We start from the raw sequence: 23,311 nt of genomic DNA on the forward strand, positions 1-23,311 counted from the left end.
AATATTGCGTGCTTAATTTCCCACCAGCTTGGAAAAATGCCGACATTTGTAAAACTATTCCATATTGATAAATATATTATTGCCAATGTTGTATAAACAGCAAAAGTTATAATATTATAGATTAAAACACTGATTTCCATTAATATTCTCAGTAATGGATTTCTATTAATAAGAGTTTTAGTCTTCAAGTAATCTTTATAGATAATATCGTGAGCTTCCCAAAATTCATTTGCGATAATTATTAAAACGAATCAAAGCACTTCCAAAATTCAGATCTAATAAGCTCATCTTGATTCCCAAACGAACTTTTATACTTTTTTTCAAGATCAAAATACTTTTCTAAAATAAACGTTGAGGCAATTAGTTTTAAGTTTGAATCTGATGAACTATATATTTTGAAATAATCAGAGACTAGCTGTTCCCTCTCACTAATTGGCTTTTCTTTGATGTTCTTAAGCATCATATACATAGGGTAATAGAGATTCTCGTAACTATTATTCAAGCTCTCAAGAAAAGAATCACTTCCTTTCGACCGTCTACCAAACTGATAAACAAAAAAAGCTGAAAATGCTACCAAAACAATTGACCATAAATTTTTATTTATCATAGTTGCCCTCCTATGAATCTATCATCAGTTTCGTGTATTACATAGTCACAGTAGAGTTACCTGTTTCCCGGCATACCTCGCACAGATCCCAGCGAGAAGAATTGCTGCATCGCGCTTCTTACTGGGCATCAATATCTTTTGAGACAACAGTAAGACTTATCACCTTAAAATAACTGTTTTTATAATACTCCTCCAAACTCTCATCACACCACCCATCAATCCATGCCTTCTCTTCCTGCGCCATCCTCTTCCAAACATACCTATTAAACTCCACATACTCAATATCCCTACATCGACTCATAAATCGCATATCCTCAAACCGCTTAAACGGATTGCCAAAGATATTTCTCACAACATCCTTTCTCGTATATTCGTCTTTACAGTACAGACTGGATTTTTTCTCAACCACTAGCGCTCTCGCTTTTCTAGCGCTATAAAAATCTATAAAATAATTAACGATGTCCTCGACCCTAACTCTTCCGTTTTCGTCCACATGCTCAAGCATCGCTTTAAGCAATACCGGCTTATAGGAGAAACTCATATCCATGGTCCTGACCATCTCCATAAACTTGTCTTTCATATTGGCCGCGGTAATAAGGTCCCAGCCATACTGTTTAGCATAATTCTCAATGGTTGCTTCCCTAAAATACTTAAAGCTTCTTTTATCCCCAAACGGTACCTCTAAATCAGCGGTTATCTTCCCTTCACGTATATATCGTTCAATGGTTTCCGTTTGGACATCGACCATTCTCACGAACTCCAGCTGAGAAATCATATCCTTAACTTCATCCTGCCAGTTAAACAGATCAATCAGCTCATAATCAGCAACATCCACCGGAAAGTCTAGAAAAACAGAGGGTTTCTCCCCTCGGGCTATTAAATCCCAATCAAGCTGAAACTGTTTCTGTGAAGCTACAACGTACTCCCCTGTCTTATACTCTTTGAGATTAAACATCCTATGCAAGGAGTAGGGCACGTTAAACATACTGGCATTATCGATGAAATCAAAGACCATCAGGTAGTCTTTGCCTTCAGATTTACGCATCCCTCTACCCAGTTGTTGAACATAAAGTGTTCTGCTCAGCGTCGGTCTCGCCATAAACAAGACTTCAGTTTTTGGACTGTCCCATCCTTCGTTTAAAAGGTCGCACGCACATAACACTTGGATATCCCCATTTTCATACTGATCCAGAATTCTCGATCGTTCTGCCGACTTCATGGAGCCGGACACAGCCTCACACTGAATCCCCTTCTGTTTAAATAGCTCCGATATTTCATTGGCATGTCGAACGGAAGCGCAGAAAACCACGGTTTTCTTGCCTTTAACAAAGTTCAAATAGGTTTCGGCTAAGATATTATTTCTCTCGGGCACAAACAGTTTGCTTTCTAAGTCCTGAGCATAGTATTTAACCCCATTAATTCTAACCGTGGAAAGATCGACATTGGTCTTGACCCGGATACACCGTATGGGAACAAGCACGCCTAGTTCAACCGCTTGTTGCAAATCCAGCTTATGCGCGACATTTTTGAAATCTTCAAGGATACTTTCTCCATCAGTTCTGTCCGGGGTCGCCGTAAGCCCTAATGTAAATTCTGGTTTGAAATAGCTTAAAACCTTCTTATAGGTGTCTGCCACTCCGTGATGGCATTCGTCGATGATGACGTAGCCAAAATCATCTGGCTTGAATTGATCAAGATTTCTAGAAATACTTTGAATGCTACTACAAACGACATAAGCCTGGTTATCTTTCTGCTCAGCTACATACAAGCCAGTCTCCGCAGTATCCCAGATAGTTTCAAAGGTACCTTGGGCCTGGGTTATTAGTTCTTTGGTGTGCGCCAAAAACAAGGTTCTTTTTCCGAGTCGTTTGGCATCACTGACAGCGGTCACCGTTTTTCCTGCGCCGGTGGCATGATAGAGCAGGGCGATGCTCTCCCCCTGATCGCGCATTGTCTGTAAACTCGTTAAGGCCGCTTGCTGATGCTCATGTAGCTCAATGAGTTTTCCCTTTTGCTTAGGCAGGTGATCCTCGATCATTTTAAATGTCGGAATCTCCCCCACGAAAATACGTAATTCATCCTTGACCTTTTCAGGATATTGCTTCAACTGGTTATAAACCCAGCGATAAACCTTCCAGTTTTGATAAATCAGGCTATTTTGCTTGGTGAGATCATCGTAATATTTATTGGAGGAAACCTTATTGGGGTTGTGGTAGGTTTCTCCATCAATTTCTATGGCTAGTTTTAAGTTCTCACTTTCCAGTGCAAAGTCGATGGAGCGCCTGTTTCCATAAATATCTGTGAAGGGATACTGGAGAAAAAGAAACTCTGATTTCTCCGGGCCGAAGGTGTCACAAAACAGCTCGACAAAAAGATCTTCAGCGACACTACCCAGACTTCCCTTCTGCTTAATCTTTTCTGTCATTAATTTAACCCCTCAACCGTCAACGACTTCTTTTAGCAACAGTTTCTCCTTGAAAGCGCCTCTCTCCTGAACCTTTTGTTTCCTGATCAGTTCGAACTGTTGTAAGGAGATGTTCTTATCGTCCAAGATCGCATAAACGACTTCAACCAAATCTGCCAGCTCTTCAATACTCTGGCTTTCTAGATATTCCTGAAGTTCTTCACTCAATTTGGCGTTTAATGAGTCTAGGTACTCCTTACCGGAGGCCTTCTTGATGATTGCCTGTTTTCCACTTTGTTCGATGATCTGGGGTATTTTATCACGAATAAGTTTATTGTAGACTTTAACACTCATTGATTTGAATCTTCCTTTACTTCCTATTATGTTGATGGTCATAACAATAAACTTTGCCACTAAACCTCTGTTGATTGGCTAAGCAATATTGTCTCACCTTTTCAGAAACTGGTTTATTGCATATAGCACAAACGTCATTTCCGACTGTGGCTTGTTCAACATTCGTAGCTGCAACTTCTTGTTGATGCTCAACAACAGGACTGTCCTTCTTAATTGACAACAGCGCCTTTACCAAGTGGTTCCTGTTCCACAATCCAACTCTGTTTGCTTTAGCCAGTTCCATTGCAGCTTTTGTATAATAGCTATTAGTCACGACCATGGCCTCCGAGCATCCGTACTTTCCCTTTGCTGCTACCGCCTCTTGTACCGCTTTTATTCCCACTCTTTGCTTATATCTTTTTGCTTGGATCACAGTTTTAATTCCATCTTTAGAAGTAATCAAGTCAGCACCATAATCACCGACGTATTGTGTCCTCTCGACCCTGTAACCGAGTTTCTCGAAAAGTGCTTCAAGATACTTTTCGAAGGTAATCCCGTCCATATGATCGATTTCGTCGATACCAGATTTCGATAGTCGGTTTTTTTCCCAAAGTATATAAGCAAGCTTTAAAAGAGCCATAATCCCTAGAATTAGCCACATTTGCCAAAGGGCCAACATCCCTTTTACAAATGCAAAAAATATGTCCTTAATTGAAAATATCGGCATAGAAACCCCTCCTTGTATTACTCCCTTGATAAGTTGATAGTTGATATGTAGTCAATTCAATACAATTCTCACCTTCAAATCTCACCTTCCCAATTTGACACACGTTCATATTGCCCGACTTTTTTACCCTTGCTCCTCAATTAAGAGGTTCATACCGTAAAACACCGTTGTTGACTCTGAGTTCCAATGTCAAACCCATTCTTCAGATGAAATCGCTTCACTGCCTCAATCATATGCTTTAAATCACTATCCTGATTTTCGGATTCAACTGAGACATGTACACTTTTTCCATCTATCACAGGTAATGCAATTAAACCCTCCTGATCATCACCGAACACTTTCCCATCATTTTTTCGTGCCAGTTCGCTGCATAAGCACATAAAAAGGTATCCAGCTTGTCCTCCAGATTCTTAAACCCTTTCTTGGACATAGCTTGAATACCCAATGTGAATTTTTTCTCTCATAAGAGCTCCGTCACAGTATCGAGAACCTGTTTCGTTATTCACGATTAGTGGTGCATCAATCGCAACGATTGCCCCATCTTGGGCATATTCTTCAACGATTGAAGCGATCATCTCATCAGTGAACACTTGGGATTCACAATATACGATCTTGCCAAAGTCATCGATGATACAAATCCCGGATTCTTTGGTATAGGTCCACGCTAAGTCAATTCCAATATAATGCATTGATTCACCTCCGATAGCGCTTGGCTTTTCCTTGTGACAAACCCTATTAATAAACCTAAATTCTTCATTATTTTGCAAAACCCTGCCAACAACTGTTTCGTTTTACAATATTCTTGAAATTACACACTATTTGCAAGGACTCCCTGCTTAATAGTCTTTCTTGCCTAGCATATTCTGCGTAAATCATAGCACTCAACTCAGACATTTCTATGTTGATCAGAACAATAAAAGGAGCGAAATCTAAGGTTCACTTAGTTTCGCTCCCTGTATTGGTTATCCACTCAAATGACATTCTCTTCCTGTTCTATCTTCAGAACATCATCTCGCCGTTATCAGCACTACTAAGGTCTGAATTCTTCACAGTGTTCGGCATTACGGTCAATATTTATTGCGGCTCGATATTTTATGGGCAAAGCAAGTTGTTAGCGAAGACCCTACGAGAGCTTGAAGGAAAAATCCAGTGTTTCTAAGCAACCCTATTTGATCAGTTTGGAGAGTTCCCTGAACAGAGGTGTACCTGCTTGCTTAATTAAATCGAAAAATACTGTTTCTGTGTTAGTAATTACTGCTCCCATAGATGACATAAGGGATAACCCATTTAGGTAATTCCCCTTGGTTCTTGAACACACTGCATCACCCACTACGAAAACCTGGTAACCATTGGCAAGTAAATCCCTTACCGTTTGAAAAACACAAACATGAGTTTCCGTTCCTGTAATAATGATTTTCTTCCGTCCTAACCCCTTTAGTTCCGAAGTTACCTCACTTGTACAGCCTGAAAAGGAAGTCTTTTCGTAGGTTAACGCTCCCTCGAGATTGTTGCTCACATCTGAAACGGTCTTCCCTAGACCTTTGGGGTATTGTTCTGTGACGATGATAGGAACACCTAATTTCTTGGCAACGGAAATTAGTATATTGGTGTTTTGAATAACTTGTTCTCCGTATTTCAACGCAGGAATTAATCTGTCTTGGATATCGATTACCAATAGCACTACTTCGGCCTCTATTAGAACATATTTGTTCAAGGTTAAGACTCCTCTCAAATATTATTCGGATAACATTCCTAAAGCATCATCGAGAGCAAGCAGGTATCGTGATGGCAAGTCATGAACCGTTTCCCGGATTTTTTTAAAAGCCCTTCGATGCGCATCCAAAGCTTGAGCGTCCTGGGGGTAACAGGAGTCCACCACTTTGACCAGAGCATTAGCCTCTTCGACATGCCCATTCTGGCTAAGATAATCATACAGAGGAAGTGCAAATTTTAATACATCACCCTGAGTTCTAATTGTAAAAGACATTCAGCAAACCTCCACTTCAAGTCTCGGAATTTTCCCTGAGTTTTATATCCAGCGATTGTAATGATTTGAGGTTCAGTACGCTACATTCAGAGTACCATTAACGAAGTTCGAAATATATCTGTTAGCTGAAATGTTCCTTGCATATGAGTCTTAAGGGTTGGAAAACAAAAACAGATCCTGAAAACAAGATCTGAGTTAATCAACGAATCGCTCTTCTAGCCAATCTGATAGTTCATTGATATCTACAAAACAGTGATTTTTAGTGAGGAAGTACCAGAGCATTGCTGCTTTATTAAAAGGAGTAGGATATTTATCAAAACCGAAATGAGGATATTGTTGATCAAGGATGCTTTTTAATTTTAGACTTAGTATCACTGTAAAAACCGAAGCTTCCACCGAAGCTTCCAATTGCCTCATTGTGAATCTCAAGGATATCGTTAACTGATAAAAGTTCGATGTTAACCATAACTACTCAGCTAGTTTCTTAAGGAGCTTTGAGTGATGGGATGTAACTTCCTTAATTGCTTTAGAAACTTTTTTATTATGGTCGTTTGAAGTATTTAGTTGAACACCGTTCTTGGTCTCTTTGGCAATAGCCATATTAACATCCCTTTCAATATCAGTACTCTCTTTATCCATATTGTACCACCCTTCATAAGTTTGAACAATTGTTTAGTAGTATTATTATTCAATCTGAAGGGATATAATCGTCCGAACTAGTCCATTTATTATGTTTCTATAAATTCTAATAGGGCATCTTTGTCTAATATAATAATCTTCTTGTATTTAGTATCAATCCATCCATGCTGCGAAAATTTGATTAAAACCCTACTTACAGTAACTCTACTTACCCCAACAGCTTTTCCTATATCTTCATGTGTACAATTAATAGAACGCTTAGTTTCGAAATTGATATTAAACAGATATTGGGCAATTCTCTTATCTGCTGATAAAAATGAGATGTTGTCTATTTCATTTGATAACATCCTTACTTTTTGTGATAAAAGCTCTATGAGATTCAAAGCGAGGAAGGGGCTTTTTTGAAAATACAACATAATATCAGCTTTATCAATTATGATAATATCTGAATCCAACAGAGTTTTTGCTGATGACATTCTTGGAAAACCATCAAAAAAAGATGCTTCTCCGAAAATCGTCTCCTTTTTATGAGTTATGAGAGTTTTTTCTAAGCCATCTAAGGAATTTACATAAATTTGAACTTGCCCACTTTTTAAGTAATAAAAACTTTTAGCGATTTCTCCTTGCCGATAGATGATTTGATTTTTCTTAAACGTCTGAGCTGGTTTTGTTTTAAAGGTCTCAAACAATTCGGTTGGTATATCTTTTTTATGGGTTGAAAATAAATTCCACTCATTCAAGAAAAACACCTCCTTTCCTTATTTTCAAATTGTATCACATGTAACATTCTTATTTGAAGTTCCATGTCATAATAAGTAAAACCTTATATGGAGGTGGCTTAGTTGAAATGGAATGAAAAGCTCGATTACTAGCCATTTATCCTACGAGATTTATGGGGTAGAAGGTTTACACGTTAAACACAGATTTGTGATTAAGGAAGTAAAATGCAAGGAGACGAATATGGGAAAAACAATAGCTGAGAAAATATTTGATACCCACAGGGTAAATATGCCGTTTCCTGATACGCATGTTTTAAAATTGGACAGGGTTTTCTGCCACGAAATTACCACACCCATTGCCATCACGGATCTTATGGCCAGGGGAATGGACAGAGTCTTTGATCCCACGAAAATTAAGGCTGTCATAGATCACGTAACGCCTGCCAAAGATTCTAAAACAGCTGAACAGGGAAAGATACTACGGGACTGGGCTAGAAGGCAGGGCATTAAAGACTTTTTTGACATCGGAAAAAATGGTGTTTGTCATGCGATCTTCCCTGAAAAAGGATTCGTAAGACCGGGTTATACGGTTATCATGGGGGATTCGCACACCTGTACTCATGGAGCGTTTGGAGCTTTTGCCGCAGGTGTCGGAACGACTGACCTGGAAGTAGGTATCCTTAAGGGTGTATGTGCCTTCCACTTTCCGAAAACAATTAAATTTGTGCTCAATGGCACCTTAAAACCGGGCGTTTATGCCAAAGACCTGATCCTCTTCATTATTAAAGAACTGACGGTAAACGGTGCAACGAACATGGTCATAGAATTTACAGGACCGGTTGTTGATGCCATGTCGATGGAATCACGTATGACCTTGTGCAATATGGCAATTGAAGCCGGAGGAACTTGTGGGATCTGCTACCCGGATATGACAACCGTCGAATATCTATGGGACTTCATTAAAGATGAATTTAGCACAAAGGAAGACGCTTTGAAAGAATACTCAAACTGGATTTCGGATGCGGATGCTTCCTATGAAAAAGTCTACGAATATGATGTTACGAATTTAGAACCTATGGTTACGTTTGGGTTCAAACCGGACCAAGTAAAAACAGTCCATGAAATGTCCGGTACAAAAATCGATCAGGTTTATATAGGGAGTTGTACCAATGGTCGTATAGAAGATCTGAGAATAGCTGCCAGTATCCTTAAGGATAAAAAAATAAGTGATGATGTGCGTGCCATTGTCAGCCCCGCAACTCCAGATGTTTATTCCATGGCCTTAAAAGAAGGACTGATCGAGATTTTCCACAACGCTGGTTTTTGCGTTACAAACCCAACCTGTGGCGCTTGTCTGGGCATGAGTAATGGGGTTCTTGCAAATGGCGAAGCCTGTGCGTCTACAACAAACCGTAATTTTAACGGCAGAATGGGTAAGGGCGGTACAGTTCATCTGATGAGTCCTGCTACTGCTGCAGCGTCAGCCATTGAAGGTAAAATAACAAATTCTAAAGTTTATCAAGCGTAAGTATCGGAGGGGAAAATGAAAGAATTTAGCGGAAAAGTCTTATTCTTAGATAGAAGTGATATCAATACCGATGAAATCATTCCAGCCAAGTATCTTACTGAAATCACTAAAGAGGCCTTGAAACCTTATTTATTGGAGGATTTATCTCTTGTTGGATTTAACGCAAAAGAAGATATTAAGGACAAAGCTGTGCTTGTAACAAAAGCCAATTTTGGTTGTGGTTCTTCCAGAGAGCATGCTCCATGGGCCTTAGAAGTCAATGGAATCAATGTCGTGATTGCTGAAAGCTTTGCAAGAATATTCAGACAGAACATGTATAACTGCGGCATGTTTGCAATCGAATTACCGAAGGATAAGGTCGAATATCTTTTTGAGAACTACGCGGAGAAGGACACTTTAATAACAATTGACATTAATAAAGATAAGATTATTGTAACTTCATCCGATAAATCAGAAGAAATTGATTTCAAAGTCGGCGAGTTTGACAAGACACTTGTTAAAGAAGGCGGCTGGGTTGGTTACGCTGATAAAAACTATTGATTCTTAAGAATAAGATAGGCACAGCTTTATTTTTTGCTGTGCCTATCTTATTGTCAACTCACCCGGACACTCAATTCTAATTCTACTGCCATCACATCGTCTGTCACCAAAGCAAAATGTTCGTATAGATTATTTGCCATGAGATAATCCAGGTTGTCCTTGGTCATATTAACTCACTTTCCCTATGATTGCGCGTATGCGCGAACAGTCGTCATAACCTGTCCGTCAAGGTTATCTTACTACATTCCCTCTCAACTACTTTTTCCATGTAGCATACCGTAAACGGCAAATGCTCATATTTTTTCAACCCAGTCTCGATAAAGCCATACAATTTATACCAATTTTTTAGAACTAAATTCTCATCAACAATACCAATAGAGACTTTCTCTGCTCCTTGGGCTTTCACATAATCAAAGACAAAATCCATTAAATGTTTCCCATACCCTTTATGCCTATATCCCGGTAACACCGATAATCTTTCTATGTAGAAAACATCATAAGCCTTTTCGATTGCTACAAATCCAATTTGATTTCTTTCTTTATACAAACCAAACATACCGATCCCTTTATCTTTCATCTTCTGGAGATTTACCAAATTTGCGAATGCTGGATTCGAAGGACAATTTTCTTCCGTTAGGTTAAGCTCTCTTGCAACTGTGATAAATGAATCCTTGATAACGTTTAAGCTATCTGACAAACTTACCTCGTTATTAATTTCTTTAATACTTACTTTCTCAAGAGTCATATAAAATCACCTTTCTATTCGGGGGGGGATGGCTTTCTTGACAAGTTTTTTTAAAACGTCCAAGTTTAGCAGAACGCCACCCCGGCGGTAGGCGGAAGCTACCATCAAAATTCAATTTATCTTTTTAGGAATACTACTTTCACACGGAACTCCTATCTGACATTTTCCACAACCATATCTTGGTTTACATTTCTCCTTTGTTTTGTTTATGAATTCAGAACAAAGTATGTGGTTTTTCCCCTTATCAAGAGATATCGCATTGACTGGACAATTTTTTACACACGCTCCACACATGGAACAGTTATCATAAATGTTTTCATACATCCTTTTATCAGGAGGCAACTCCAATTCTGTAACGATGCTGCCGAATCTGCCAGCAATCCCTTTTTCGGTGATTAGGCCTTTAGAAAGTCCGAATGTCCCAAGACCACATACAAAGGCAACATGTCTTTCAGACCAATTACTCGTGAATAATAGGTCTGTTCTCCTATTATTGTCCGAATTCTGAGCCGGTTTATTATCTTTGGTTTTGGCCCAGAATCTTTCATCCAAAGACGGCGCAAGGCTTTTATAGCCGGCATTTATCAATTCGGAATTCAAATATTGGCAAAGCTTAACAACTAGAGCTTGACCTTCAATCCGTCCATGCAACCATTCTTCTGAAGGCCATGACATATCTCGTCTGTTGCCCTTTTTTACTGCCTCGGTAAAGGGTAGAAAAAAGGAGATAACCGTTTTGGGCTGGGGTAACCATTCTTGGGGAGGCATAAAGTGTTGTCCTATTACTAATGGCTGTTTCAATATTTCAAAATACTGATCATCTGCAGCACCAAACGCAAAAATTGGAGTCTCAAAAATCCTCATACCAACGACCGCCTCTGAAAGCGCAACTTCCTTAGATATAAGATTGTGATCGGAGTTTTTCACAAACCATGTCGCCATTTTGACAATGTCCTTCTTATCCATAACTACCTCCCGCAAACCAACTTTATTTATACTTATTCGAGAAAGTTTTTTGGAAATCCTGTCCAATTATTAAACTTGCTTACGGAGCCTCTTGGGGCGACATGCTCCAAGTATCTACTACCACTGTATTTCCGATTATGTTATACTTCATTAACTGAATATGAACCTTCGGGGCAGGGTGAGATTCCCTACCGGCGGTGACGATTGCCCGTGCAATCCAGCCCGCGACTCGACGTAACCATAATTGTTGCGCCGATTGACTTGGTGAAATTCCAAGGCCGACGGTATAGTCCGGATGAGAGAAGGAACAAACTGGGTTAGACTAAGAGGTCTTTTCTAGTGAAACTTGCTGCCTCGAGAAACTTCTCGAGGTATTTTTGATGCGCGCTGTTCCGTTCGCGTTATGTCGGTTCAATTCAAATATCAGATCAGGTTGGAGGGTTTTCAATTGGTACAGAAAAAACAAACATCCCACATGGGCATATGGTGGATCGCTCTTGGAGCCGCTATGTGGGGACTCGACGGTGTCTTTATCGTGACGTTGCTCAACTATTTGACCTCTTCCCAGATTGTCTGGGTAGAGCACATGTTATTGTTGCTCTTTGCCGCGCCCGTGCTCATTTGGAAGCGTCATGAGCTCAAATGTCTGAATCTGGGCGACTGGTTAGCCATCTTGTTCATCGCCTGGGGTGGATCGGCTCTGGCCTCCCTCCTGTTTACAGCCGGATTTACGTACGGCAATCCGAACGTGGTGCTTATCCTGCAAAAGGTACGGCCCGTTTTCACGGTTCTGTTAGCCGCCTGGATACTCAGAGAGCGCATGGTGAAGGCTTTCTGGATGATGTTGGTTGTGGTGCTCATCGGTGCCTACCTACTCACCTTCGGCCTGCACATTCCGACGACCGGCGATAGCATGCAGCTTATCGGATCGTTATATGCTTTAGGAGCAGCCGCTCTGTGGGGCGGTTCGACGGTCATGGGTAAACGCCTTGTCGGCAAGGTGTCGTTTACCACCGTAACGGCATTAAGATTTGCTGTAGCGCTGCCATTATTGACTCTCATCATCCTAGTGCAACACTCGAATTGGCACAGTCTCAGCCAGGCACTAAGTTTGGCACCAGTTTGGGCAAACCTACTATTCCAAACCATTGTGCCAAGTCTATTGAGTCTACTGTTTTATTACCGAGGGTTGAATGGGGTCAAGGCCTCTCATGCAACTATTGCAGAGCTCGCCTTCCCTGCAACTGGCTTACTCCTCAACTGGCTTATATTACACCAGACCATTGACCTAGGCCAATGGATCGGTTTTGCCATCATCTGGATGGCCGTGCTGCATTTGTCGCGGTTGCGCAATGACCCGAAGGTACCGGAGACGTCCGTTTCCCATCTGTCCGATTTAGCTTGCTAGTTGAAAGTGCTGATATGATTTTGAAATCAATCAGTTCACTTTAATTATTTGTTATGTCATTATGCGCGGAAAATCCTGTTTACCATGAAGCACTCGATGAACTTCCACCGTGTTCTCTTCCTTAACTAGGATGTAGAAAACAAGATAGGGATCAACAACGATCATGCGATAGCCCTGTCCAGCAATCTTGGTGTCCAACGGTACTGAACCCATGAGAGGGAAGTCTGCCAGCTTGCCAATGGACTCTTTTATCGTTTCATACATTCTGATGGCGGCATCGGGATTATTAAGGCGAATATGCGCAATTATACTCTTCAAGTCATCTTGGGCAATCTGAGTGATTTTGATTTTATAGTTTGCCATGAGCCAGCGCCTTCAGTTCGCTCATAGCCTCGTCGAAGTCTAGCATAGGCACGCCATTGGCTTTTTGCAATTGTGCTTCCAGTAGCTTTTCGCGGATTTCCAAGGCCCGTTCGCGCTTCTCAAAAGCGTCGATACTCATTACGGTTAAATCACCTTCGCCGTTAACAGTAACGTACACCGGTTCGCCGGTTTCATGGCAGTACTTGGAGATTTTACTATAATCATTGCGTAGTGAGGTAGACGATTTAATGGTGGGCATACCCTATCCCCTTTCAAATTAGGAATATCATAATTCTACTCATATTATACCTTAATTAATTTGCAAGAGTCAATTTCTCATCGCTTTTCTTGGCAAGTGCCAACCAGGGGCTTCAAAAGGAGCATCACTTTTCATGATGCCCCTACCGAATCAACTTACTCAATTAACGCTGAATACCTATGTATTATTTATTTTTCATAGGTCTTTATTAATTCAGCAATATCAAATTTCTTCATTTTAAGAAATGCTTCAGTCACTTGTGCCAATTTTGCAGCATCCTTATTCTGTATCATCTCATTCATCATCGTGGGGACAATCTGCCATGAAAATCCGTAGCGGTCCTTTAACCAACCACATTGTTCTGCTTCCGGAACTGCAGAAAGCTTATCCCAATAATAGTCTATTTCTGCTTGTGTATCGCACTTTACAATCAATGAAATAGCTTCATTAAACGTAAAGCCGTGCTCATAGGCGCTGTCCATCGCTGCAAATGTTTGGTTTTCAAGTACGAAGTCAACATGTTGGATCGTGTTAGCTTTGTCTGGGGCAGCATCCTCGTCGTATCTAAGGATATGACCAACGCTGGAGTGTTTAAATAAAGTTGTGTAGAATTGGATGGCTTCTTCTGCCTTTCCACACTGATCCCCGACAAACATAAGAGTTGGGGTTATTTTTTGCTTGATCTCAAGATCACGCATGTACATTACTTGCCAAGAAAGGCCGTATTTGTCCATTACCCAGCCATATTTTTCGCTAAACGGATAAACATCTATGGGCATGAGCGCTGCGCCATTTTCGATAAGTTTATTCCATAACATTTCAACTTCTTCAATAGAACTACAAGCGATCAGAAATGATACCGCGGGTGTAAATTTAAATAATGGACCCGCTGACAGCAACATGAATTCTTGTCCTGCGAGCTCAACTGTGATCATATCCACTGATCCTGAGGGTGTGTCATTTAATATCGTTTTGTTCTTGATTTTTGATCCATCGAATAGAGACGTATAGAACTTCGATGCCTCATCGGCTTCCTTGTCAAACCATAAGTGTGGGACAATCTTTTGCATCTTGATTCTCCTTGCTTTATCCTATTGGTTAATTTTATTAAAGGCGGATGATAATCATCCGCCTTTCCCAGTCCTATTAACTTATCAACTCGTAACTATTTAAGGTGAATACAGTGTGCTGGGCAGCCCTCGGCAGCTTCTTTGACGGCTGCCTCAAACTCAGCGGGAACCGGTTCTACATAGGCTACTGCCAACCCATCCGCCTCCATCTTAAATACCTCAGGACAGAATTCAGGGCATGATTCACACCCGATGCACTCTTCTTTGTCTACTTCAGCAATCATAATGTACCTCCTTGTAACAGCGGTTATTGCTGGTTTTGGGGCCATTGTTTCGGAGATTGGGGCGTCTATAGCGGTCGGAGGGAACATAAAAGAACAGACTCGTGTTCTCACAACTGCAACCGTTCTAGAGGTTTCCAAGGGCAACTTCGACATCGCTATTGCCTTAAGTATTATTTTATGCTTACTAGCCTATGGGGCCACCTTAGGCTTAACCCTACTCCAACAAAAACAGAGTCACCGAGGTGGTATATGATTAAGGGACAAATTAATAAAGCTGAACAGCAGCTAAGCTCCTTGAAAAGCTCCATAAACTGAAAGTTCCCGGCTTCGGTTAACCGAGTTGTTGTCGAACGTGACGGCGAGCATTTTTTTCATAGCCTTTTTTACACGTCGCCGTTCTGAATCCATGTTAAATATCCAAATACAGTTCTAGAAGCGGAACTTATTTAATGTATTTTGTAATTCCTGAGCCATCGTCGTGAGAGTTTGGCTAGCTGCAGCGATCTGTTCAACTGAAGCCGTTTGTTCTTCTGTAGCAACTAAAACCGTCTGAGTTTCGCTTAAATTGGACCTACTAATATTTTCAATTTCTCGCACCTTAGTCACGACTTGTTGGCTACTATTAGCCATTTGAAGTGTCGTCGCGGTAATTTCTTGGACTTGGGTGGATACTTGTTCAACAGACCTCGCAATTTCGGCAAAGGCCATACCTGCTTTATCTACTACCTCGATTCCGTGCTCCACATCGTTAGCCCCTACTTCCATGGACCGTACCGCATCATGAATGTTAGTTTGATTTTCCTTGATTAGTCCAGCTATTTTGGTAGCAGCTTCTGCTGACTGCTCGGCGAGCTTACGGACTTCTTCCGCGACAACCGCAAAGCCACGTCCCTGCTCACCCGCCCTTGCAGCCTCAATAGCAGCATTGAGAGCCAGTAAGTTGGTCTGTCCTGCTATGTCCGAAATCACATTTGTAATTTCTCCAATTTGTTTGGAACTTCCCGCTAGTTTACCGATACTTTCTCTAACATCTGACGTGCCTTTTGCAACTGCACCCATCTGTTTGACTGCATTGTCCACAGCTTTCTGCCCTTCTTGTGTAACGGAAAAGGTTCTTTCAGTCTGTTGAGCCACGGTGCTGGCCGTGGCAGCCATTTGCTCTATGCTTGCAGACATTTTCTGAATTGCGGCGGAGGTCTCTTCGATGGCACTTGACTGATTCTCAGCACCAGAAGAAACACCCGTAATCGCAACGGAAATCTGGTTGGCTGCTTGGGTATTTTGCTCAGCACTAGCATTTAATTCTTCCGCCGATGCCGCCACCTGTTCAGACAATTCATATACTTGTTTGACCAAGTCTCGCAAATTCTGGGTCATTCGATTAAATGCTGCTGCCAACTCCCCAATTTCATTCTTAGCTTTTACTTCAATTTCTTTTGCTGTTAAATCCCCGTCCGCTATTTTAGTTGCCTCAGCAGCTATGGCTCTTACTGGGCTAATAATACTTCGAAGGAGAAACCAAGCTATGATAATACTTATAAGTATTGCAATAGATCCTATACTTATTGCCACATTTCGCAAAATGACGCTACGTGCAATATCATCTTTTCCTTCTTGAGCAATAATCTTTTTCTCACGATCAATAAATTCATTCATAATAGTCTGGAGTTGTTGCCTCAGAGTAGAATACTGCCCTTTATATATATTTACTGCTTCGTCATGCGATGTCATCATTTGGTCTTCAAGCACAACCATTTGTTTATTTAATCCGTCAATCTTATCAAAGTCTACTTTGCTACTAGGGTCAAGTTCTTGCATTCTCTTAATATCACTATCAATCTTGTCTGCATATAAATTATATCTAGTAAGTTCCTGGTTGGATGGGTCTATTATTATCCCCCTAACAGCATCGGTTAAAGTAAGTTCATCAAATTGAATGTCCTTTGCAGTTGACAAAATTTCAATGTTGGTATTGGCCATCTTGTCCATAATTTGACTATCTGAAATTAGTCCACTAATAGAAATACCAAGGGCAATGACGAAAGTAAAAACAATGAGACCCATACTAAATTGCAAACTGTATTTTTTAAACATAATTTATTACCTCACCATTCAATACTCTTGGCTACTCTAATTTTAAAGATAACCTAATCTCTTCAACCTTAACCTTACTTATTTAACGTATTCACCTGAGTAGGGGTAACTTTTGCCGTAACGAAATTCTCAAGCTGTTTTGCGAGTTTTTTCTCTTTGTACTAACCCAAGTTTAGCGACATAATTTTCCACCAATAGGCCCAGCAAGGTTGTAGCGTCTGATAGGATGAATATTTAGGACTACAACCAATTCTCTGCTGACTTAGGGAACCTTTCTTTTACAACATTTGGATTTATGGGAGAGTTAAAATCAGGGGTTTTACTGCTGTTTTTTTTAAAAAACCCGCATAATTTTAAAGCCATTAATACAGCCGAATCTGTAACAGATGTGGCGATGGTGGAAACATACGCCTCAACAGCATGAGTGAGCATCCATTCTAGTGGCAGCTGTTTGACCTTGGTGGTTGCTTCATCATCAATCATCCTGTTGGGACCTCTTTTATAATCTTAAACCTCTTAAAGCGTTTTAGAATGCGGTTGTATAACTCTATTTCGCATTTGGGTTTTATATTGGCCAATAGAAGTAATTACAATACCCATGATAATAAACATACCTCCGACAATGTGATATGAAAGTAATTTTTCATTGAGTATGTAAGAAGCTAACAAAACATTAAATACCGGAATTAAATTATAGTAGGCGCTAGCCTGTATTGGACCTACTTTGGAAACGCCAGTATTCCAAAATAAAAAAGCAACCACTGACGGAAAAATACCTAGATATAACAACGAGAGGCCTGCACCTAATGTAATATGAGGTATTGGTTGCCATATACTTTCCACCAAACTACCCGGAATCATAAAGATTAGCCCTGCCATTACTGCCAAAGAGGTGCTTTGCATGGGCTTTAGTACATTCGAAACGTTTCTGATTAAAACAGTATAAAACCCCCAAATAAAAGTACTCGAAAATACTAACAAGTCTCCAATATTAAATTGGAGTTTTAAAAGATCTAATAAGCTTCCCCGGCCAACTATAAAAGCTATACCAAGGAATGAAATCAGTAAACCCAACAGACTTGAGCGAGTTAACTTTTCCTTTAGCAAAAAATAACCTAGAAAAGCAATAGTCATCGGGTTAAACGAGTTAATTAAAGTCGCATTAATACTACTAGTATAGTGAAGTCCCCAGTAAACCAAGGGATTAAATATTGCAACTCCGGTTAAACCCATAACGATGATTTTTATCCAAATACGCCCTTTTGGAAGTCTAGTCTTACTAAAAAAAAGTATCGGAATGAAAAATAAACCCGCAACGGAAAAGCGAACTGTGCCTATAAAGAGTGGTGGAAATTCAACAAGGGTTTTTCCAACTATAAAATTAGTGCTAAAAATTAAGGCAACCATAATAAGTTTTAAGTGTGGTAAAGGATCGAAATTTTTGGCCATTCAAACCACTCCTTTCTTAAGATATTTGAGTGGTTTTATTAGCAATTTGTCTCTCTTTTAGATTTAAGGGTTCGATAAAGATCTCCATGATACCGCCACATACCATACCATCGGCTTCAGCAACATCGTGTGTTAAGTCTACTTGTACCGTAATTGGTTGTCCCGACTCCATAACCATAAAGGCAACCCTTCTGGCTTCTGCTTCGCCGCACCCTCCCCCAATCGTTCCTACCGTTTGCCCGTCACGAAAGAACAAGACTTGGGCGCCTGCTTTACGAGGGGTCGACCCTCGAGTTGTAATAAGCGTTGCTAAGGCGACTTGTTCATCTTTTCCTAAACACATAATGACATCAAGTACCCTGCTATCCATTGTTCATACCTCCTTGTTGTGTTTTCAGTCCATGACTGTACCCATAGCGACGTACCATAATAATTTCTGCAATAATACTTACTGCAATCTCTGCCGGAGTTTGCGCCCCAATATCCAAGCCGATAGGTGCATAGACGTTTATTAATTCTTCTTCAGTAAATCCTTCCTCGCTCAAATCTTCGATCAAGGCAGCAACTTTTCTCTTGCTTCCGATCATTCCGATATAAGCTGATTCTTTTCTCCTCAAAACTTCGGCTAGGCATGTTTTGTCGTGACGGTGCCCACGCGTCACAATGATCACATACGTATTTGTATCAAAAGGAAATTCACGAATTGCTTTCTCAAAATCCTGGCATAGTACTTGATTAGCGGACTGAAAACGAGTTGGGTTTGCAAAGGATAAGCGATCATCAACAACGCTAACATGGAATTCAAGCAGTTTACCCATTTCTGTCAAGGGTACCGCAATATGTCCTCCACCTAAAATAAGCAAACGAGGTTGGGGTAAAATGGGATCAAGGAAAACCTTAATAGAATCATTGATGTAGATTATATTAGCAACTTTTGAAGCTTTCGCACGTAGAACGTCCTGAATAGATTCATTCAGTAAAGCTATTATCTCTGAATCAATTTGGCCCAAGATATACCGCCCTGTCCCGTCAACCAAAAATTTAGCTCCTGTGAAACAACGATCAGATTGGCTACTGACAATGGTACCCGTGACCCCGAAACGATTGTCTTTCATCCATTGGTTTACAGCAGAATAGAACTCGATCATATGTATCAACCTTTCCCGTTATAAGTTTTCAAAGATAACTTTAAAATTTATCCCCCTCTAGCTTCTTCCTTTAGAACGTACAAGGCTTTAAACATACCTCCTTGTACAAGTACAGGTAATCGAGCTTTTCCAAAAAATTTTTATTAGGATTCTGTAAAACAGAAACGGTCAGGAACTAGTTCGATCTCGACTATAAGGCTTTTTTATATACCATAACAAGATTTTCAATATGTCTTCGTTATTTCGTTAATTTACGTTATCTATACCAACCTCCCAATGCTGATTCTGAGATTACACAAGCCCTTTTCCTTTTATACAGGCAAAAGGGCCTGTCAGCCGATAGATTCAGTTTTCTAAATCATATATTACTATCTTCCATTGCCCTTAAGATCTTTTCCGGCGTAATCGGCAATTCCTTGATCCTAACCCCCACTGCATTGAATATTGCATTGGCAATTGACGGTGCCGTAGGCGTTAATGCGGGTTCTGCCAAACCCTTCCCTCCATAAGGGCCGTTAGGGTCATTCGATTCGACAAAGATAGTTGTGATTGGAGAAACGTCCGTAATTCGAGGCATATTATATTTTTCGAAATTTCGATTAAAGACAATACCTTTTTTCATTCCCATATCTTCCATGAGCGTATAGCCAATTCCTTGAGCTATAGCGCCTTGCACTTGGCCTTCCGCCAAAAGTGGATTGAGGGTTTTACCCAAATCATGGGCAGCTACCATATTAAGAACTTTAACCGTTCCAGTTAACCTATCCACTTCTACTTCCGCTACCTGAGCCGCAAAGGGATAGGCACAGGAAATATTACCATACTTAGTCTGTGGATCAACCATACTGACATCGGGCGGTATATAAACCCCCTGTCCAGTTATAAGCCCCCCACCCAACTGAGCCCAACCAAATTTTGCTGCCTCAGCAACTGTCATTTTTTTCTCTAAGTTAGTAACGCTGCTTATTATCCCTTTACTAATATCTAGTTCATCTTTTTCGGTCTTAAGTACTGCGGCTGCGACAGTCAATAACTTTACTCGAGCATCAATAGCCGCCAGCCTCACTGCATTACCGCCGAGGGTGGTTGCTCGGTCTCCAAAAGTGCCCAACCCATGAGGGCTGGTATCAGTGTCAACGTAAGATACTGTAACGTCAGATATGTCCACCCCTAACTCATGAGCAGCAATTTGGGCGAAAGTAGTCAGAGCTCCCTGACCCAAATCCGTTTCACCCACAAAGACGATTACTTTACCCTGCTCGTTAATACGAATATCGCTACAAGCACCATCAAAATAGGGTAGAAAGGTACGGTTTCCCGACACATGGAGACAACAGGCTAGCCCAATTCCCCGAGCAAATCTCTTGTTTTCCTGTTTCTGTTGACGTTTAGTGTTCCAATCAGCACCGTTAGTGCTTTGACGAATGCAGTCGCTCAAACCACTGCTTAAAACCTTCCAGCCATGGGGAGTTGTATCTCCAGCCTGAATGGCATTTTTCAGTCGAAGTTCGGCTGGATCCATACTAAGCTTTTCGGCAGCCATGTCCAGTAAGCTTTCATACGCGAAATGAACTTGGGGATTGCCAAACCCCCTAAAACAACCAGTCGCTAATTTGTTCGTATAAACCAAAAATCCTTTGGTGTGAAGGTTGTTTATCCGGTAGAGGTTGTCATGTCTGTGGCAAGCGCTTAACAATATCCCATGAGCATAATTAACATAAGCACCACTATCTGCAACAATTTCCGTTTCCTTAGCAGCCAGAATTCCGTCCGCTCGCACGCCAAGCTTCATTCGAATCTGCATGGGGACACGTGGCAGACCTGATAAGAAATCTTCTTCCCTAGTATTGATCATCTTTACCGGTCGGTTAGCTTCTCTTGCCAGTAAAGCGCACAGAACATGCAGTTTATATTCCAGCTTACCCCCAAATGCCCCACCAATAGGCATCTGTATAATTCGTACTTGGTCTTCCGAAATTCCTAAAGCCTTAGAATAAGTGATCCTCCCCAAAGTAGGGGATTGCATAGGAATCCATAGAGTAACACGCCCCCTAGCATCCCACTGGGCTACTGCTGCATGGGGTTCAAGATAACCATGATACTGTAGTGGTGTGCTAAATGAATCCTCTACAATGACTGCTGACTCCTTAAATCCTTGTAGTAAGTTGCCGCGAGAAAACTCTATTTTATAGGGAACATTACTTTGTTGATCAGGGTGAATCAGAGGAGCTCCCTCTCTCATAGCTTCTAGGGGATCAAGCAGGACAGGCAATTCCTCATAGTCAACCTTTATTAGCCGCAGAGCCTCAGCCGCAATATCAGGATCTATGGCGGCAATAACGGCTACTTCGTCACCTACGTAATGCACTTTTTCCCCTGCCAAAAGCTGCTCATCCAAAACCGACTGACCTGCAACCGAATAATAAGGATACAATCGATCTCGCCCCGTTAGGACCACTCTAACGCCCGTTAATTTCTTAGCTTGGCTGGTATCAATGTTTAAAATCTTGGCATGTGCCAAAGGACTGCGCAAGACTTTACCATACAATAACCCAGGTAGTTCCAAATCCGAGGTAAAAGTAAGTTTGCCACTAACTTTAGCCAAGCCATCAATCATAGGAATACTTTTTCCGATTAAGTCTCCGGACAAACTTATCCCTCCTCTTCTAGAATAGTTTGTTTTAGTCGACGGGCTTTTAGTCGATCGGCAGCATCCTGAACTGCAGTTACAGTACGTGAATAGCCAGTGCATCGACAGAGGTGCCCCACCATAGCTTGGTTAATATCTTCTTGGGTGGGGGCTGAATTTACATCTAACAGACCTTTAGTAGCTATGACCATTCCTGGACTACAAAATCCACATTGAACTGCTCCAACAGCAACAAAAGCCTCTTGGATCAAGCGAGAATCCTCATCGTCTAACCCTTCTATTGTTGTTACTACATCCCCGTCTAACTCAACTGCTAATACAAGGCAAGCGTTTACGGGTTGGCCGTTAATCAGTACTACACAAGCCCCGCATTCTCCTCCATCACATCCCTTTTTAACCCCAGTCAAGCCCAATTGATTTCTTAAGAAATCTAATAATGTCTCATTGGCTTTAACGTCACTTTCGTAGTCAAAACCATTCACAACCAATCGAATCCTATAGTTCATAGCTTACACCCGCCTAGATCACTGATTCCTTTAGATAACACTACTTGAGCTATCCGTAGCCAATATTCATCCTTATCTATGGGGATGGTCTGATTTACAATACGTTTTACCATCGCAGTAGATTCTTCTTGATCTAAAATTGAATCAGCTTTTATAACCATTTCTACCTTTCTAGGCCACCGACCAGTTCCTCCCAGTACAGTGATCAATCGACAGAAATCTCCCTCATTGATTTGTTCAATTCCTACCATGGCACTGACAAATGGCCGTCCCATGCTTTCTTTAGTCCAACGATTGTAAGCCCATTTAACAGATTTAGCCAAGGGAACCTTAACCTTGGCAAGGACTTTCTCGCTTCCAAACAATCTAATTATTTCCGGAGATAGTGTTTCCAGTAATAACTCTTGTTTTCCCGCCAGATTATATAGTTCTACCACAGCTCCATAAGCTATTAGAGGTATTAGTAAATCAGCCTTAGCATTCTTACTCCCAATATTGCCCCCAACCGTTCCCCTATTCCTAATTTCTGATGAACCTACCTTTGAGCCAGCTTGGGCTAGCATTGGAGCATAAGTTTGTACCAGTTTGTCTATTATTAACTCATTTAAAGTTGTGTTGGAGCCAATCACAAGCCAATTATTATCCAAGTATATTCCCTTGAGTTCGGGAATCCGCTTAATATCTACAAAAACTAGCGGAACTGATATGTTATTATTAAGCCTGTTTTTAGGTAAAAGGTCTGTGCCACCGGCTAGAATTCTCCCCCATGGTCTATATGTTTCTAAAGCCTGAACTGCCTCACTTATGCTAAAGACCCTTTCGTATGCAGTGATCAACTCTTCACCCCATTATTTCGCTTAATAATGCTTAAGGGAGACCAGATCC

General features: G+C 40.9%; 28 protein-coding genes, 1 pseudogene and 1 riboswitch. Of the genes and pseudogenes, 4 read left to right on the forward strand and 25 right to left on the reverse strand.

All coding sequences use genetic code 11. The annotated features are described in order from the left end of the window. Window positions 1-241 precede the first annotated feature (241 nt). The 11 genes from DSOL_RS06610 to DSOL_RS06660 form a co-directional block, all read right to left on the reverse strand. On the reverse strand, window positions 242-607 hold the full coding sequence (locus tag DSOL_RS06610; RefSeq protein ID WP_075364091.1) for a hypothetical protein: 366 nt from the start codon (window positions 605-607) through the stop codon (window positions 242-244). A gap of 118 nt (window positions 608-725) precedes the next feature. Further along, on the reverse strand, window positions 726-3,032 hold the full coding sequence (locus DSOL_RS06615; RefSeq protein ID WP_075364092.1) for a DEAD/DEAH box helicase: 2,307 nt from the start codon (window positions 3,030-3,032) through the stop codon (window positions 726-728). A gap of 12 nt (window positions 3,033-3,044) precedes the next feature. Then, window positions 3,045-3,365, reverse strand: a complete 321-nt coding sequence (locus DSOL_RS06620) for a nucleoside triphosphate pyrophosphohydrolase (protein ID WP_139314398.1) — start codon at window positions 3,363-3,365, stop codon at window positions 3,045-3,047. A 16-nt stretch (window positions 3,366-3,381) separates the two neighbouring features. Next, window positions 3,382-4,071: a restriction endonuclease gene (locus tag DSOL_RS06625; RefSeq protein WP_075364094.1), complete on the reverse strand. Its 690-nt coding sequence runs from the start codon at window positions 4,069-4,071 to the stop codon at window positions 3,382-3,384. Window positions 4,072-4,220: 149 nt separating this feature from the next. After that, window positions 4,221-4,451, reverse strand: coding sequence for a hypothetical protein (locus DSOL_RS28735; RefSeq protein ID WP_075364095.1), 231 nt, complete (start codon window positions 4,449-4,451; stop codon window positions 4,221-4,223). Between the two features lie 30 nt (window positions 4,452-4,481). After that, window positions 4,482-4,760, reverse strand: a complete 279-nt coding sequence (locus DSOL_RS28740) for a DUF429 domain-containing protein (protein ID WP_075364096.1) — start codon at window positions 4,758-4,760, stop codon at window positions 4,482-4,484. 476 nt (window positions 4,761-5,236) lie between these two features. After that, on the reverse strand, window positions 5,237-5,785 hold the full coding sequence (locus tag DSOL_RS06645) for a hydrolase (protein ID WP_075364098.1): 549 nt from the start codon (window positions 5,783-5,785) through the stop codon (window positions 5,237-5,239). 21 nt (window positions 5,786-5,806) lie between these two features. After that, window positions 5,807-6,058: an adenylate cyclase gene (locus tag DSOL_RS06650; RefSeq protein ID WP_075364099.1), complete on the reverse strand. Its 252-nt coding sequence runs from the start codon at window positions 6,056-6,058 to the stop codon at window positions 5,807-5,809. Window positions 6,059-6,253: 195 nt separating this feature from the next. Further along, complete coding sequence (locus DSOL_RS06655) at window positions 6,254-6,475, reverse strand: Fic family protein (protein WP_235838721.1); 222 nt, start codon at window positions 6,473-6,475, stop codon at window positions 6,254-6,256. Between the two features lie 51 nt (window positions 6,476-6,526). Beyond that, on the reverse strand, window positions 6,527-6,697 hold the full coding sequence (locus tag DSOL_RS27875; protein ID WP_170871456.1) for a hypothetical protein: 171 nt from the start codon (window positions 6,695-6,697) through the stop codon (window positions 6,527-6,529). 89 nt (window positions 6,698-6,786) lie between these two features. Continuing rightward, window positions 6,787-7,437: a Crp/Fnr family transcriptional regulator gene (locus DSOL_RS06660; protein ID WP_075364100.1), complete on the reverse strand. Its 651-nt coding sequence runs from the start codon at window positions 7,435-7,437 to the stop codon at window positions 6,787-6,789. Between the two features lie 220 nt (window positions 7,438-7,657). Here DSOL_RS06660 and DSOL_RS06665 point away from each other — a divergent pair, with 220 nt between their 5' ends. Together DSOL_RS06665 and DSOL_RS06670 are read left to right on the forward strand one after the other, a co-directional pair. Then, window positions 7,658-8,944 (forward strand): 3-isopropylmalate dehydratase large subunit, encoded by a 1,287-nt coding sequence (locus tag DSOL_RS06665; RefSeq protein ID WP_075364199.1) that lies wholly within the window; start codon window positions 7,658-7,660, stop codon window positions 8,942-8,944. Between the two features lie 15 nt (window positions 8,945-8,959). Further along, window positions 8,960-9,484 carry a 3-isopropylmalate dehydratase small subunit gene (locus DSOL_RS06670; RefSeq protein WP_075364101.1) on the forward strand — a complete coding sequence of 175 codons (525 nt, stop codon included), beginning with the start codon at window positions 8,960-8,962 and terminating at the stop codon, window positions 9,482-9,484. Between the two features lie 211 nt (window positions 9,485-9,695). On the opposite strand, the gene DSOL_RS06675 is transcribed toward DSOL_RS06670, so the two are convergent. Continuing rightward, window positions 9,696-10,229: a GNAT family N-acetyltransferase gene (locus DSOL_RS06675; protein WP_075364102.1), complete on the reverse strand. Its 534-nt coding sequence runs from the start codon at window positions 10,227-10,229 to the stop codon at window positions 9,696-9,698. Between the two features lie 111 nt (window positions 10,230-10,340). Next, window positions 10,341-11,195, reverse strand: a complete 855-nt coding sequence (locus tag DSOL_RS06680) for a 4Fe-4S binding protein (RefSeq protein WP_075364103.1) — start codon at window positions 11,193-11,195, stop codon at window positions 10,341-10,343. A 160-nt stretch (window positions 11,196-11,355) separates the two neighbouring features. Then, window positions 11,356-11,506, forward strand: a riboswitch (FMN riboswitch). Window positions 11,507-11,643: 137 nt separating this feature from the next. Here DSOL_RS06680 and DSOL_RS06685 point away from each other — a divergent pair. Next, window positions 11,644-12,603 (forward strand): DMT family transporter, encoded by a 960-nt coding sequence (locus DSOL_RS06685; RefSeq protein ID WP_075364104.1) that lies wholly within the window; start codon window positions 11,644-11,646, stop codon window positions 12,601-12,603. A 51-nt stretch (window positions 12,604-12,654) separates the two neighbouring features. On the opposite strand, the gene DSOL_RS06690 is transcribed toward DSOL_RS06685, so the two are convergent. From DSOL_RS06690 to DSOL_RS06705, 4 genes are all read right to left on the reverse strand, one after another. Then, the gene (locus DSOL_RS06690) at window positions 12,655-12,966 is read right to left on the reverse strand and encodes a type II toxin-antitoxin system RelE/ParE family toxin (protein ID WP_075364105.1); all 312 of its coding nucleotides are present in this window, start codon (window positions 12,964-12,966) and stop codon (window positions 12,655-12,657) included. Continuing rightward, complete coding sequence (locus tag DSOL_RS06695) at window positions 12,953-13,225, reverse strand: type II toxin-antitoxin system Phd/YefM family antitoxin (protein WP_045574418.1); 273 nt, start codon at window positions 13,223-13,225, stop codon at window positions 12,953-12,955. Before DSOL_RS06695 ends, DSOL_RS06690 begins: the two co-directional genes overlap by 14 nt. Before the next feature lie 188 nt (window positions 13,226-13,413). Continuing rightward, complete coding sequence (locus DSOL_RS06700; RefSeq protein WP_075364106.1) at window positions 13,414-14,295, reverse strand: VOC family protein; 882 nt, start codon at window positions 14,293-14,295, stop codon at window positions 13,414-13,416. 95 nt (window positions 14,296-14,390) lie between these two features. Beyond that, entirely contained in the window at window positions 14,391-14,579 is a 189-nt protein-coding gene (locus DSOL_RS06705; protein ID WP_075364107.1) for a ferredoxin, read from the reverse strand. 16 nt (window positions 14,580-14,595) lie between these two features. On the opposite strand from DSOL_RS06705, the pseudogene DSOL_RS06710 reads away from it, so the two are divergent. After that, window positions 14,596-14,832, forward strand: a pseudogene (locus DSOL_RS06710) (ABC transporter permease); the annotation flags it as partial. A 176-nt stretch (window positions 14,833-15,008) separates the two neighbouring features. Here the strand turns inward: DSOL_RS06710 and DSOL_RS06715 are convergent. From DSOL_RS06715 to DSOL_RS06750, 8 genes are all read right to left on the reverse strand, one after another. Further along, on the reverse strand, window positions 15,009-16,673 hold the full coding sequence (locus DSOL_RS06715; RefSeq protein ID WP_075364108.1) for a methyl-accepting chemotaxis protein: 1,665 nt from the start codon (window positions 16,671-16,673) through the stop codon (window positions 15,009-15,011). A 240-nt stretch (window positions 16,674-16,913) separates the two neighbouring features. Next, a complete protein-coding gene (locus DSOL_RS27880; protein ID WP_075364109.1) occupies window positions 16,914-17,156 on the reverse strand; it encodes a hypothetical protein in 243 nt (80 codons plus the stop codon). Window positions 17,157-17,189: 33 nt separating this feature from the next. Next, window positions 17,190-18,122: a DMT family transporter gene (locus DSOL_RS06725; RefSeq protein WP_075364110.1), complete on the reverse strand. Its 933-nt coding sequence runs from the start codon at window positions 18,120-18,122 to the stop codon at window positions 17,190-17,192. Between the two features lie 16 nt (window positions 18,123-18,138). Further along, window positions 18,139-18,492, reverse strand: a complete 354-nt coding sequence (locus DSOL_RS06730) for an XdhC family protein (protein WP_075364111.1) — start codon at window positions 18,490-18,492, stop codon at window positions 18,139-18,141. Then, complete coding sequence (locus DSOL_RS06735) at window positions 18,485-19,270, reverse strand: XdhC family protein (RefSeq protein ID WP_075364112.1); 786 nt, start codon at window positions 19,268-19,270, stop codon at window positions 18,485-18,487. The genes DSOL_RS06730 and DSOL_RS06735 overlap by 8 nt, the downstream gene beginning before the upstream one ends. 358 nt (window positions 19,271-19,628) lie before the next feature. Beyond that, a complete protein-coding gene (locus DSOL_RS06740) occupies window positions 19,629-21,920 on the reverse strand; it encodes a xanthine dehydrogenase family protein molybdopterin-binding subunit (RefSeq protein WP_170871457.1) in 2,292 nt (763 codons plus the stop codon). A gap of 2 nt (window positions 21,921-21,922) precedes the next feature. Continuing rightward, entirely contained in the window at window positions 21,923-22,426 is a 504-nt protein-coding gene (locus DSOL_RS06745) for a (2Fe-2S)-binding protein (protein ID WP_075364113.1), read from the reverse strand. Beyond that, window positions 22,423-23,262, reverse strand: coding sequence for an FAD binding domain-containing protein (locus DSOL_RS06750; protein WP_075364114.1), 840 nt, complete (start codon window positions 23,260-23,262; stop codon window positions 22,423-22,425). The genes DSOL_RS06745 and DSOL_RS06750 overlap by 4 nt, the downstream gene beginning before the upstream one ends. Between the last annotated feature and the right edge of the window lie 49 nt (window positions 23,263-23,311).

This window comes from Desulfosporosinus metallidurans (genome assembly GCF_001936615.1).
Lineage (GTDB): Bacteria > Bacillota > Desulfitobacteriia > Desulfitobacteriales > Desulfitobacteriaceae > Desulfosporosinus > Desulfosporosinus metallidurans.